This window comes from Amycolatopsis albispora (genome assembly GCF_003312875.1).
Taxonomy (GTDB): domain Bacteria; phylum Actinomycetota; class Actinomycetes; order Mycobacteriales; family Pseudonocardiaceae; genus Amycolatopsis; species Amycolatopsis albispora.
This window is the reverse complement of record NZ_CP015163.1, coordinates 5,538,500-5,551,060: the sequence shown is the minus strand read 5'-3', so window position 1 is coordinate 5,551,060 and position 12,561 is coordinate 5,538,500. Positions and strand designations below refer to the sequence as shown.

Sequence of the window (12,561 nt, the reverse complement as noted above, 5' to 3'; positions counted from 1 at the left end):
CAATCTTGCCGTATCACCGGAGCCGTTCGCCGGGTCAAGGCGCCGCGGGGACGAACCTGACCCGGAACATCTTGGGCCACAGCTTGCCGGTGAGCAGGAATTCGTCCGTGCCCGGCACGGCGGCGATGCCGTTGAGCACATCCGCGTTCCCCCTCTCCTGCGCGCTGAGCAGGCCGGAGGCATCGACGCGGCCGGTGATCGCCCCGTCCGGCCCGATCCGCAGGATCTCGTCGGTCTGCCAGACGTTCGCGTAGACCGAGTCGCCGACGCACTCCAGTTCGTTGAGTTTATCCCGCCCCACCGACACCGAACCCGTTTCGGCGAAGGTCACCGGATCACGGAAGGTCAGCTCGGCGGAACCGTCGCTCATCACCAGCCGCCCGGAGTCCTGCTGGCAGATGCCCCAGCCTTCGCCCTCGTACGGCACCCGGCGGCGCTCGGTGAGGGTGGCCTTGTCGTATTCGATGGCGAAGCCGTCCTGCCAGGTGAGCTGCCAGACGGAACTGCCGGTGACCGTGATGCCCTCACCGAACAACGGCGACGGCAGCGGGATCTCGGTGACCGGCGGCTGCCCCAGCGGGCCGGCGCGCAGCGCCGACTTGCCCGCCAGGCCGGTGCCCTCGTAGAGCGTGCCGCCGTCCAGTTCGAGGCCCTGGGTGAAGGCGCCGGTGTCGTGCGGCAGGGTCTCGAGCACCTGCACGCGCAGTTCCTCGGTGGCCTGACCACCGGGACTCTCCGTGCCGTTCGCGGCACAGCCGGTCAGCCCGACGACAACGGTGAGAGCCAGAGCAGCTGGAGTGCGCACCGGCCCAGCTTCCCACGAAGCCGTGCGGCATCATGGACACCATGACGCTGTTGCTGACCTTCGACGACGGTTCCGTGCGGGAGTCCCTGGTCGAAGCCGTCGAGCTGGCTCGAGCCGCCGCCGAGCGCGACGCCGGACCAGGGCAGGTGGGCGCGCACGCCGGCGTCGAGCGCGAGGACGCGGTGTCCGTGACGCACCTGTTCGAAGCCGACGTGCCGGGTTATCGCGGCTGGCGCTGGTCGGTCACGGTGGCCACGGCGGGCGCCGGTGAGCCGGTGACGGTGAGCGAGGTCGTGCTGCGGCCCGGTCCCGAGGCGCTGACCGCGCCTTCGTGGATCCCGTGGGAGCGCCGCGTCCGCGCCGGCGACCTCGGTGTCGGGGACATCTTCCCCACCGACGAGAACGATCTCCGGCTCGCGCCGGGTTACCTGGCCTCCGATGATCCGGCGGTGGAGGAGGTCGCCACCGAGCTCGGCCTCGGCCGCGTGCACGTGCTGTCGCGGTACGGCCGCGAGGACGCCGCCGCCCGGTGGCACGACGGCGAGTTCGGCCCGCGCTCGGACATGGCGCGCAGCGCGCCGGGGTCCTGCGGCACCTGCGGGTTCTTCCTGCCGCTGGCCGGCTCGCTGCGGGCGGCCTTCGGTGCCTGCGCCAACGACATCTCCCCGGCGGACGGCCACGTGGTCGACGTCGAGTACGGCTGCGGCGCGCACTCCGAGATCAAGGTCGAGGTGACCTCCTCGGTCCCGGTGGCCGAACTGGTCTACGACGATTCGATGCTGGACACCGCTCCGGCAGAGGAAGAGAATCGCGCGAGTGACACTTCCGAGTGATCCCTTCGGCACCGAGAGCATTCGCACCCCCGTACTGACGGCCTGGCGAGATTCGCCGACGAGGTTCACCGAGGACACCAACACCGAGCGCGACCTGCGGGTCGGCGGCTACCGCGACCGGTTGTTCGTCGAGCTGGCGCAGAACGCCGCCGACGCGGCCAAGCTGGGCGGCGGGCCCGGCACGCTCCGGGTGTCCATTGTGGACGGCGAACTGCGGGTGGCGAACACCGGTGCACCACTGGACGCGGCGGGGGTCGCGTCGCTGGCTTCGCTGCGGGCGTCCGCGAAGGGCGAGGGCCTGGTCGGCCGGTTCGGCGTCGGTTTTGCCGCCGTGCTGGCGGTGACCGACGAACCGCGTGTGGTCTCGACCTCCGGTGGGGTGCGGTTTTCCGCCGCGCGGACCCGCGAGGAGTCCGGGCGCGAGGGCGAGGTGCCGGTGCTCCGGCTGCCGTGGCCGACCGAAGCAGGCGAGCCGCCGCTGCCGTCCGGCTTCGACACCGAGGTCCGCCTGCCCCTGCGGTCCACTGTGGACGGAAAGGCGCTGCTGGCCGAGCTGGACTCCGCCGCCGAGGACCTGCTGCTCGCGCTGCCCTGGCTGAACCGGGTGGATATCGACGGCCGGGTGTGGCTGCGGTCCGAGGTGGCCGGGGCGCTGGTGATCACCGCGCCCGACGGCAAGACCCGCCGCTGGCTCACCCACGGCTCGCTGGACATCGACTGCGTGTGGGCGGTGCAGGTGCTCGCCTCGGGGGAGCCGATCCGGCTGGAGTCGAGCGTGCTGCACGCGCCGACGCCCACCGACGAACGGCTGTCCCTGCCGGCCAGGCTGATCGCGACCATTCCGATCGAGCCGTCGCGGCGCCGGGTGCTGCCCGGCCCCGGCGTGCGGTCCGCGCTGGAAGCCGCGGCCGCCGCGTATCCCGGCCTGGTGCGGAAGCTGCACCCGGAGTACCGGCCCGCGCTGGTGCCTGCCGCCACCTTCCCGCTGTCCGAAGTGGACACAACGCTGCGGGAGCTGATCACCGAGCGGCTGCGGGCGGACGCCTGGCTCCCGGCCGCCGACGGGGACGACCTGACCGGCGGGCGCGGCCGGGTGCTCACCGCCGAGTCGCCGAAGCTGGTCGAGCTGCTGGCGGAGGCGATCCCCGGGCTGATCGCGCTGTCCGGGCCGCGGGTGCAGCGCGACCTCGCGCCGGTCGGCGTGGAGCCGATCACCATCGCGCAGGTGATCGAGCAGATCACCGGCCTGTCGCGCGACCCGTCGTGGTGGCGCGACCTGTACGACCAGCTGCTGCCGTTGCTGGAAGCGCATTCGGTGTCCGCCGACGAACTCGGCGGGCTGCCGGTGCCGCTGGTGGACGGCCGCACGCTGCCGGGTCCGCGCGGCTCGCTGCTCTTCGGCGCCGCCGACGACCTCCTGGAGCTGCTCGCCGAAGCCGGGATCGGCGGCCTGCGGCTGGTCCACCCCGATGCCGCGCACCCGCTGCTGGAACGCTTGGGCGCCAAGCAGGCCGAGGCGCGGGACCTGCTGGAGTCACCCGCGCTGCGCGAGGCCGTCGAACGCGGTGCCGAGGGTTCGGACGTGGTGCCGCTGGCCGGGGCCGTGCTGCGGCTGGCGTACGAGGCGCCGGTCGACTGGCTGGGTTCGCTCGTGCTGCCGACCGAACGCGGCTGGCGGCGTGCCGACGAGCTGGTGCTGCCGACTTCGCCGCTGCTGCGCATCTTCGACCCGGAGGCGATCGGCGAGGACGCGCCGCTGGACGTGCTCGACACCGACTTCGCCGAGGACTGGCCAGCCGACGTGCTCGCCGGCGCCGGGGTGCTCGACACCTTCGTGCTGCAAGAAGACGAAGACGAGCCGGAGGTCCGCGACCTCGACCTGGTCGCCGACGACCGCTGGCCCGACGCGCTGCGCCTGCTCGCCGCGCGCCCGGAAACCTGGCGGGTGCTGTCCGATCCGGACAGCCGGACCGCGCGGTGGCTCGCCGTGCACGCCGAGCTGGCCGGTCGCCCGCCCGCCGACTGGCGGATGCCGGACGCGACCACGCTGGCCGGGCTGTACGACCCGGTGCCGGACGTCGGCCTGCCCGACGAGGTGCTGATCGCCGCCGGGGTGCGCACCTCGCTGGCGGTCAGCGACGCCGACGACGTGGCCGACCTGATGGACCGCCTCGCCGACGATTCGCGCGAGGTCTCGCCGGGGCTCGCGGCGCGGGCGCACACCGTGCTCGCGGACGCCGAATTCACCGAGGACTACGTGCCTTCGCGGGTGCGCGCACTGGACGGTTCGGTGTGCGACGCGGAGGACGCGGTCGTGCTGGACACGCCGTGGCCGCTGGGGGTGCTGCCCGCGTCGCGCGTGGTCGCCGCACTGCCCGGGGCCGAACGCGCGGCCCGGCTGGCCGAGCTGCTCGATCTGCCGCTGGCCGGTGAGCGCGTGGCCGAGGTGCGGGTGGACAGCGAAGGCGAGCTGATCCCGTGGCGCGAGCTGGCCGCGGTGGTGGTGGTCGCCGATCTGCTCGGCTTGGAGCTGCCCGATGGTGGGGTGCACATCCACGAGGAGCTGACCGTGGCTTTCGGCGGCACTTCGGTCGCGGTGCCGTGGTGGTACGACGGTGCCCTGCACGCCGCGGACACTTCGGAAGGGCTGGCGCGGGCGCTCGCCTGGGCCATGGACCGCTGGAACGACCGGCACACCATCACCGCCTTCCTGGACGAGCCCACCGCGGAAAGCCTGCACGCCTAGTTCGCCGCCCCGGGCTGTGTCACGAATGTGGCTTTCGAGACGTTTGGCGTCTCGAAAGCCACATTCGTGACACCCGGGGTCAGGGGGCGGCCAGGATTCGCTGGACGGTGTGCATGCCCAAGGTGAGCACTTCGCTGCCCCGCTGTCGCATGTCGGCCTCGAAGCTGGCCACCGCCTCCGTGAGGCCGGCCGCGCTACCGAGCTGCTCGATCAGCCCCGCCGCGTCGCGGATGGCCGCACCAGCGCCCTGACCAGCCGTGGGCGGCGTCGCGTGCACCGCATCACCGAGGGCGGTGACGCGTCCCGCGGGCCAGGGGGCGAGGTCGGCGGCATCGATCGACGCGGCGTGGAAGCGGAAAGCGGCCACGGTCTCCGGCGCGGACCGTTCGATCACCTCCAGCATGGCCCATCCCCGCTCGCGGAACCGGTCCAGCAGCGCCGCCTGCAGCCGCTCACCGCGTAGGTCCCGCAGTGCCTCGGTTTCCGCGGATTCCGCGAGCATCGCGCCCCAGATGTAGGTGGGCCCGGTGGTCACCGACATCCGCAGCTCGGGCGCGTCGAGCGCGGTGTTGCCGACGGGATCGAGGAAGCCGACGTACAGCGCCGAAGCCCGCGGCCCGATGGCGAAACCCGACCGCGGCCCCCATTGCCCGGCCTCGCTGAGGTCGGCCACGTTCGTGCGGCCGGAGAAGCCGATGATGCCCGCCGGCCGGCTGGTCGGGCCGCCCGCCAGCTGCCGGGCGATCACCGAATGGGCGCCGTCCGCGCCGACCACCAGCTCCGCCGCCGTGGACGTGCCATCGGTGAACAGCACCCGCCCGGGTTCGGCACCGGAAACCGTCCGTCCCAAGTGGAGGTCGTCCCCGACGGCCTCGGCCAGCAGCGTGCGCAGGGTGATGCGGTCGACGTCGATGCTCGCGCTGTCACGCAGGTCCGGACCGTGCCCGAGCACCCGGCCGCGGTGATCCCGGAACACGTCGCGCTCGCGCAGCCGCAGCGCCGACCCGGACGCCAGCAGCCGTCGCATGATCTCCGGCTCCACCAGGCTGCGCAGCGCGGTTTGGGCCCGTTCGTCCAGGGTGATGTGGTATCCGCCGGTCGCGGTCACGTCGGTGTCGCGGTCGTACACCGCGACCTCGCACCCCCGGCGGCGCAACCCCGCCCCCAGCGCGAGCCCGCCGATCCCGCCGCCGACCACCACGACCTTGCCTGTGTTGTGCATGAACGCGACTTTGGCAGCGGTGGTGGACATCGAATGGCCACCACCCGGGCAGGATGGAGCGATGGCGAGCACCTCACACCGGGCGTTGCGGCTGCTGTCCCTGCTCGCGTCGCGAAGGCAGTGGCCGCTGGGGGAACTCGCCGAGCGGCTCGAAGTCAGCACGCGCACCGCCCGCCGTGACATCGAGACCCTGCGCGACCTGGGCTACCGCATCACCACCGTCCACGGTCCCGACGGCGGTTACCGCCTCGGCGCCGGGCACACCCTGCCCCCGCTGCTGTTCGACCACGACCAGGCGCTCGCCGTCGCGGTGGCCCTGCAGACCGCGCCCACCACCACCTTCGGCCTCGACCACGACGCCGCCCGCGCACTGTCCACAGTGCACCAGGTGATGCCCGCCGAGCTGCGGGCCGCGATGGAGGCGCTGCGGCTGACCCGGCTGCGGAACTACTGGGAGTTCCCCGCGCCGCCGATCGACCCGGCCGCGCTCACCGCCGTCGGCACCGCGGCCCGGCACCGGCAGGTCCTCGTCACCGAAACCCTGCGGCCCGACGGCACGCGTCCCGACCCGGGCGACGACGACTTCCGCCGCGCTCGCCTGGAGCCCCACCACCTGGTCGTCTGGGCGGGCCGGTGGTACCTGGTCGCCTACGACCTCACCGACGAGCAATGGCGGGTGCACCGCGTCGACCGCCTGCACCCGCGTCCGGCCGGCCAGCGCTTCACCGCCAGGGACCTGCCCGGCGGCGACCTCGCCCACTTCGTGATGAGCAGCCACGACCGCGGGGACACCCCGGCGGTCTGGGAGTGCCTGGGCAGCGCCCGGCTGGATTTGCCAGCGGAAGTGGTGGCGCGGTTCGCGCCGGGTGGCTCGGTGGTCGAGCACCTCGATGCCGGGCACAGCCGCCTCACGCTCGGTGCCTGGTCGTGGGCTGGCGTCGCCGGGATTCTCGCCACCTTCGACGCCGAACTCACCGAGCTGCGGCCACCCGAGCTGGCGGAGGCCTGTCAGCGGCTCGCGCGACGGCTGACCGGCGCTACGCCGCCCGCTGCGCCGACTTCGAGCCGCGGCGGAAGGCCGCCCGCTGCCAGGTCATGATGCCGAGGCCGATGAAGCCGAGCCCGACTCCGGCCACGCAGGTCCACAACCACACGTCCGAGCCGGTGCCGTTGATCAGCTTGAGCACCAGCAGGACCAGGAACGCCAGCGCCCACAGCCCGGTGCCGACGACCACCACGGGCCAGAGCGCGATCCAGCGCTCCGGCAGCTCCGGAGTGTGCTGAAACTTGCTCTTTACCGCCCCGGAATTGATCGATTCGGCCACGTCAGGCAGGGTACCCCGCGTCGGCATCACAGCGGAGGCAGGGAATCCCTCGGATGAAGCAAAAGATCGACGGCTTCTTCAAGATCAGTGAGCGCGGTTCGACGCCCGGGCGGGAAATCCGCGGCGGCATCGTCACCTTCGTCACGATGGCCTACATCGTGGTGCTGAACCCGCTGATCCTCGGCAGCTTCTCCGCCGACGACGCCGGGGCGCACAAGGACGCCTTCGGCGCCATCCTGCCGGTCGGGCAGGTCGCCGCGGTCACCGCGCTGGTGGCCGGGGTGATGACCATCCTGTTCGGACTGGTCGCCAACTACCCGTTCGCCATCGCCACCGGCCTCGGGGTGAACTCGCTGGTCGCGGTCACCATCGCCCCGCAGATGAGCTGGCCCGCCGCGATGGGCCTGGTGGTGGTCAACGGCATCGTGGTGCTGCTGCTGGTGGTCACCGGCGTGCGCACGATGGTGTTCAACGCGGTGCCCGCCGCGCTCAAGGCCGCGATCGCCGTCGGCATCGGCCTGTTCATCTGCCTGATCGGCCTGGTCGACGCCGGGTTCGTGCGCCGGGTGCCGGACGAGGCGAAGACCACCGTGCCGGTCGGCCTCGGCATCGACGGGTCCATCGCCTCCTGGCCGACCGCGGTGTTTGTGTTCGGGCTGGTGTTCACCGGCATCCTGGTGGCGAAGAAGGTGCGCGGCGCGATCCTGATCGGCGTGCTCACCGCGACCGTGGTGTCGATCGTGCTGGAGGCCATCGTCAACGCCGGGCCGTCACAGGGCACGAACCCGCGCGGCTGGAACCTCGGTTACCCCGGCCTGCCGGAGAACGTGCTCGGCGTCCCGGACCTGTCCCTGCTCGGCGCGTTCAACTTCGACGCCTGGGTGCAGATCCCGGCGATCACCGCCGCGCTGCTGGTGTTCACCCTGGTGCTGACCGACTTCTTCGACACCATCGGCACGATGACCGGGCTGGGCAAGGAAGCCGGGCTGATCGACCAGGACGGCAAACTGCCGGGTGTGGGCAAGGCGTTGTTCGTAGACAGCGCGGCGGCCGTGGCCGGGGGAGCGGCCTCGTCCAGCTCGAACACGGTTTTTGTGGAGTCGGCCGCCGGGATCGCCGAGGGCGCGCGGACCGGGCTGGCGAACGTGGTCACCGGCCTGCTGTTCCTGGCCGCCATGTTCCTCACCCCGCTGTACGAGGTGGTCCCGGTGGAGGCGGCCGCGCCCGCGCTGGTGATCGTCGGCGCGCTGATGATCCGGCAGGTCACCGAGATCGACTTCAGCGACTTCTCCATCGCGCTGCCCGCGTTCCTGACCATCGTGGTGATGCCGTTCACCTACTCGATCGCCAACGGCATCGGCGCCGGGTTCGTCAGCTACGTGCTGATCCAGGTGGCCACCGGGAAGGCCCGCCGGGTGCACCCGCTGATGTGGGTGGTCGCGGTGGCGTTCGTGATCTACTTCGCGATCGGGCCGATCCGGGCGGCCCTGACCTGAGCCGATGCCCTGAGCAGGTGACCTCGGCGGCGTCCACCGCCGATCGTGAGGTATGCTAACTATATGCCCGACAGTGCGCAGGACCGCTCGCTCGCGAGCAGGCTGCGGCTGTCCGTCGTCCGGTTGAACCGGCGGCTGCGGGCGCAGAGCGCGACCGAGACCATCTCGCTCACCCAGATCTCGGCGCTGTCCACGCTGCACAAGTGCGGGGCGCTGACCCCGGGGCAGCTGGCGGCCAAGGAGGGCGTGCAGCCCCCGTCGATGACCAGGGTGATCGCGGCGCTGGAGGAGCTGGGGTACGTCGAACGGCGGCCGCACCCCACCGATGGCAGGCAGGCCATCGTGGAGCTGTCGGCCACCGGGCTGGCCTACATCCGGCAGACCATCTCCGCGCGGGAGGCCTGGCTGGACGCGCAGTTGGCGGAACTGAGCGGCGAGGAGCGCGAAGTGCTCTCCCGAGCCGCCGAGATCATCGACAGGATGGCGGGGAACTAACAGCGGTGCCGAGGAACCTGGGTAGCGAAGCCGAGTCCACTCCGACGACGACAGCTACCCGGGAACCGGTACCCGCTCCCGAAGCGCGCCCACGCCGGGCGGGCACGTTCAGCTCGCTCAAGATCCGCAACTACCGGCTGTTCTTCAGCGGCCAGGTGATCTCCAACATCGGCACCTGGATGCAGCGCATCGCGCAGGACTGGCTGGTGTTCACCCTCAGCGGCAACAACCCGGTGGCCCTCGGCATCGCGGTCGGCCTGCAGTTCCTGCCGATCCTGTTCCTCTCGCTGTGGGCCGGGGTGCTCGCCGACCGCGCGGACAAGCGCAAGCTGCTGATCGGCGTCCAGGTGGTGGCCGGCACGCAGGCGCTGGTGCTCGGGCTGCTGGACATCACCGGTGTGGTCGAGATGTGGCACGTGTTCACGCTGTGCTTCGTGCTCGGCTGCGTGGCCGCGATCGAGGTGCCGACCCGGCAGTCGTTCGTGGCCGAGATGGTCGGCCGTGAGCAGGTGGCGAACGCGGTCGCGCTGAACTCCACGATCTTCAACATGGCGCGGATCGTCGGCCCGGCGATCGCCGGTTTTGTCATCGTCTGGGTGGGCACCGGCTGGCTGTTCCTGGCGAACGCGGTGAGCACGCTGGCCGTGCTGGCCGGGCTGCTGCTGATGAACCCGGACAAGCTGTTCCGCGGGCCGCGCGTGGCGCGGGCGAAGGGGCAGCTGCGCGAGGGCCTGAGCTACGTGCGGCGGCGCGCCGACCTGATGACCGTGATGGTGCTGGTGTTCTTCGTCAGCACCTTCGGCATCACCTTCTTCACGTCGCTGGCGATCGTGGCCGCAAACGTTTTCGGCACCGAAGCCGACGGATACGGCCTGCTGTCCACGCTGCTCGCCGTCGGCACGTTCACCGGGGCGCTGATGTCGGCTCGCCGGGGATCACGCGGGCGCCCGCGCGTGCGGGTGCTGCTGCTGTCCGCGCTCGCGCTCGGCCTGCTGGAGATCGCCACCGGGTACATGCCGACCTATCTCGCCTTCGGCATCGCGCTGATCCCGCTCGGGTACGCCACCATCACCTTCCTGAACACGGCGAACGCGCTGGTGCAGACCGCGGTCAGCCCGCAGATGCGCGGGCGCGTGATGGGGCTGTACGTGCTGGTGCTGGTCGGCGGCAACCCGATCGGGGCGCCGATGACCGGCTGGATGGCCGAGGCCTTTGGCGGGCGGTCACCGTTTGTCATCGGCGGCGCGATCTCGGCGATCGCCGCGCTGGTGTGCGCGGTCATCCTGGTCCGCCGGGGCGGGGTCACCCTGCCGCGACGGCGGTTCCCCGGCCTGCGCGTGCTGGACCGCCGCGGCGCTTAGCGAACGCGTAGCGGCGCGCGGCACGCTCCTCCCGAATCCGTGGACAGGGAGGAAACATGCAGCTCACCAAGTTCGGCCGGGCGGTGGTGGTGGCCGCCACGCTGGCCTTCGCCGGCGCGACCACCGCGGCGACCGGCACGGCGTCGGCGGAGCCGGTGCCCGCCGACCTCTACAGCGAGATCACCGCCGCCGACATCGCCGACCCGAGCGCGGTGCTCGGGCCGGAGGACACCGGCTTCGAAGCCGCGCAGACCGTCAACGGGGCGATCAGCTGGTTCCGCAACCGCAACGGCAGCACCGCCTACCAGGGCTACTGCGAGCGCGCCGTGCGGCTGGCGTGGAACCGCCGCACCCACCACGCCAGCGCGATCGCGCACTGGCGCTCGTCCGACGGCGCCCGGCACACCAGGGGCACCCCGCCGCGGGGCGCCTTCGTCTTCTGGAACATCTCGCAGTATGGACACGTGGGCCTGGCCGACGGCAATGGTGGAGTGTGGGCGACCAGCGTGAACGGCCGCATCGGGCACGCCAAGCAGAGCTACTTCGCCAACTACCTCGGCTGGAAGTACGGCAACAGCAGGTGAGTGAGTTGTGAGCGTGGCTTGCGTGGCGGTGCGGGTGGCGGCCCACAGCAAGCGGCTGCGCCGCTTTTGAACGCCCCTTGCGCGGACGAATCAGGTTAGGCTAACCTCATACACGTCCGCTTCGTGGTGGGAGCGGCAGTCAGTTCGGGAACGGACGAGGCCTCGCAACCGGGCACCCCGGGAGCGGGGCCTCGTTCATGTCCGGGGTACCCGAGCCAGCTCGACGCCGAACCGGGTCCGGTACTCGGCCAGGATGGCGTCGTCGTCCGCCAGTGTCACCTCCGTGCGTTCCCCGTCGACGGTGGTGATCAGCCGATCACCGGAAAGCGTGAACCGCCCGGCGTCCGTGCGCAGCGAGCAGGTCGGCTTCTCGGTGAACGGCGAATCCGGCGCGGTGGTGGTCCACCAGCAGCTCGGCACCAGGTCGGCCAGGCGCAGCGGCAGCGGGTCGATCCGGTAGGCGGGCCTGCCGTCGTGGTGGACGTCGAACTGGCCGGTGGGCAGCTCGGTCACGGTGAACACACCGTCCTCGTCGTGCTGCTCGCCGCGCTCGTCCAGGCGCAGCGGCTCCCGCGCGAACCGGCCGAAGCCCACGTCCACCAGCCAGCGTTCCTCCAGGTCCACGCGCAGCGCCAGGTGCGCCAGCTTCGCGTACCGATCGCCGTTCTCGCGGAAGGTGGCCGCGCCGAGCAGGGTCACGTCGAAGCCGAGGTCGCGCAGCAGCAGGGCGAAGGCGCCGTTCAGCTCGTAGCAGATGCCACCGCGGTGCCGGTGCACGATCTTGTCCACAACGGACTCTTCGGTCAGCGTGACCGGCACGCCGAGGTGGATGTCGAGGTTTTCGAAAGGCACCTTCGCCAGGTGCGTGCGCTGCAGCAGGCGCAGGCCGCCGAGGTCGGCGGCGGGCCGCTCGGTCAGGCCGAGTCGCTCGAGGTAGGCGTCCATGGGGCCAGCCTGCACCTTCGAGTGAGGTGGAGGTCAACGGGCGAACACAAAAACGGGGCCCTCCCGGTGTGGGAGAGCCCCGTTGGGGTCGAGCGTTCGTTCAGCCGAGCAGGAGGCCGTTGCCGCCGGCGACGGCGTTGTCGAACCGCTTGCTGATCTCGGCCCAGTTGAAGATGTTCCACAGCGCCTTGACGTAGTCCGGCTTCACGTTCTTGTAGTCCAGGTAGAACGCGTGCTCCCAGACGTCGACCAGCAGGATCGGCGTGGTCGGCAGGATCAGGTTGTTGTGGTGGTCGCGCAGCTGCTGGGTGATCAGCGTCTTGCCGATCGGGTCCCAGGACAGCGCGCCCCAGCCGTTGCCCTGGATGGTGGTGGACACGGCGGTGAACTGCGCCTTGAACTTGTCGAACGAGCCGAACGCCTCGTCGATCGCGGCGGCCAGCTCGCCGGTCGGCTTGTCGCCGCCTTCCGGCGACAGGATCTTCCACCACACCACGTGGTTGGCGTGCCCGGCCAGGTTGAAGGCCAGCGTGGTCTCGAGCCCGACGATGGAGCCGAAGTCGTTGGCTTCACGGGCGGCTTCGAGCTTGTCCAGCGTGTCGTTCGCGCCCTTGACGTAGGTCGCGTGGTGCTTGCTGTGGTGCAGCTCGTTGATCTCGCCGGAGATGTGCGGGGCGAGGGCGCCGTAGTCGTAGTCGAGGTCGGGAAGCTCGTAGCGGGCCATCGGCCCTCCTTCTTCTGTGTTCGAC

Annotated in this window: 12 protein-coding genes; 7 read left to right on the top strand and 5 right to left on the bottom strand. The window is 71.3% G+C overall.

Annotated features, from left to right (window positions below; genetic code table 11):
* Positions 1 to 34: 34 nt before the first annotated feature.
* Positions 35 to 805, bottom strand: a complete 771-nt coding sequence (locus A4R43_RS26115) for a glutaminyl-peptide cyclotransferase (protein ID WP_418190751.1) — start codon at positions 803 to 805, stop codon at positions 35 to 37.
* 41 nt (positions 806 to 846) lie between these two features.
* Between A4R43_RS26115 and A4R43_RS26110 the strand changes: the two genes are divergently transcribed.
* Together A4R43_RS26110 and A4R43_RS26105 are read left to right on the top strand one after the other, a co-directional pair.
* Positions 847 to 1,638 (top strand): DUF3027 domain-containing protein, encoded by a 792-nt coding sequence (locus tag A4R43_RS26110; protein WP_113697884.1) that lies wholly within the window; start codon positions 847 to 849, stop codon positions 1,636 to 1,638.
* The gene (locus A4R43_RS26105) at positions 1,622 to 4,384 is read left to right on the top strand and encodes a sacsin N-terminal ATP-binding-like domain-containing protein (RefSeq protein WP_113694721.1); all 2,763 of its coding nucleotides are present in this window, start codon (positions 1,622 to 1,624) and stop codon (positions 4,382 to 4,384) included. The genes A4R43_RS26110 and A4R43_RS26105 overlap by 17 nt, the downstream gene beginning before the upstream one ends.
* 79 nt (positions 4,385 to 4,463) lie before the next feature.
* On the opposite strand, the gene A4R43_RS26100 is transcribed toward A4R43_RS26105, so the two are convergent.
* A complete protein-coding gene (locus tag A4R43_RS26100) occupies positions 4,464 to 5,636 on the bottom strand; it encodes an FAD-dependent oxidoreductase (RefSeq protein WP_205215085.1) in 1,173 nt (390 codons plus the stop codon).
* A 31-nt stretch (positions 5,637 to 5,667) separates the two neighbouring features.
* Here A4R43_RS26100 and A4R43_RS26095 point away from each other — a divergent pair, with 31 nt between their 5' ends.
* Positions 5,668 to 6,705 carry a helix-turn-helix transcriptional regulator gene (locus tag A4R43_RS26095; protein WP_113694720.1) on the top strand — a complete coding sequence of 346 codons (1,038 nt, stop codon included), beginning with the start codon at positions 5,668 to 5,670 and terminating at the stop codon, positions 6,703 to 6,705.
* Here A4R43_RS26095 and A4R43_RS26090 read toward each other — a convergent pair.
* Complete coding sequence (locus tag A4R43_RS26090; RefSeq protein ID WP_236808281.1) at positions 6,644 to 6,931, bottom strand: DUF2530 domain-containing protein; 288 nt, start codon at positions 6,929 to 6,931, stop codon at positions 6,644 to 6,646. The two genes, A4R43_RS26095 and A4R43_RS26090, sit on opposite strands and share 62 nt — an antisense overlap.
* Before the next feature lie 53 nt (positions 6,932 to 6,984).
* Here A4R43_RS26090 and A4R43_RS26085 point away from each other — a divergent pair, with 53 nt between their 5' ends.
* From A4R43_RS26085 to A4R43_RS26070, 4 genes are all read left to right on the top strand, one after another.
* Positions 6,985 to 8,427: an NCS2 family permease gene (locus A4R43_RS26085; RefSeq protein ID WP_113694718.1), complete on the top strand. Its 1,443-nt coding sequence runs from the start codon at positions 6,985 to 6,987 to the stop codon at positions 8,425 to 8,427.
* 63 nt (positions 8,428 to 8,490) lie between these two features.
* Positions 8,491 to 8,922, top strand: coding sequence for a MarR family winged helix-turn-helix transcriptional regulator (locus A4R43_RS26080; protein ID WP_113694717.1), 432 nt, complete (start codon positions 8,491 to 8,493; stop codon positions 8,920 to 8,922).
* Positions 8,923 to 9,044: 122 nt separating this feature from the next.
* Positions 9,045 to 10,283, top strand: a complete 1,239-nt coding sequence (locus A4R43_RS26075; RefSeq protein WP_236809271.1) for an MFS transporter — start codon at positions 9,045 to 9,047, stop codon at positions 10,281 to 10,283.
* 56 nt (positions 10,284 to 10,339) lie between these two features.
* Entirely contained in the window at positions 10,340 to 10,867 is a 528-nt protein-coding gene (locus A4R43_RS26070) for a hypothetical protein (RefSeq protein WP_113694716.1), read from the top strand.
* A gap of 195 nt (positions 10,868 to 11,062) precedes the next feature.
* On the opposite strand, the gene A4R43_RS26065 is transcribed toward A4R43_RS26070, so the two are convergent.
* Together A4R43_RS26065 and A4R43_RS26060 are read right to left on the bottom strand one after the other, a co-directional pair.
* Positions 11,063 to 11,812, bottom strand: a complete 750-nt coding sequence (locus A4R43_RS26065) for an arylamine N-acetyltransferase family protein (protein WP_113694715.1) — start codon at positions 11,810 to 11,812, stop codon at positions 11,063 to 11,065.
* 100 nt (positions 11,813 to 11,912) lie between these two features.
* The gene (locus A4R43_RS26060) at positions 11,913 to 12,536 is read right to left on the bottom strand and encodes a superoxide dismutase (protein WP_113694714.1); all 624 of its coding nucleotides are present in this window, start codon (positions 12,534 to 12,536) and stop codon (positions 11,913 to 11,915) included.
* Positions 12,537 to 12,561 lie beyond the last annotated feature (25 nt).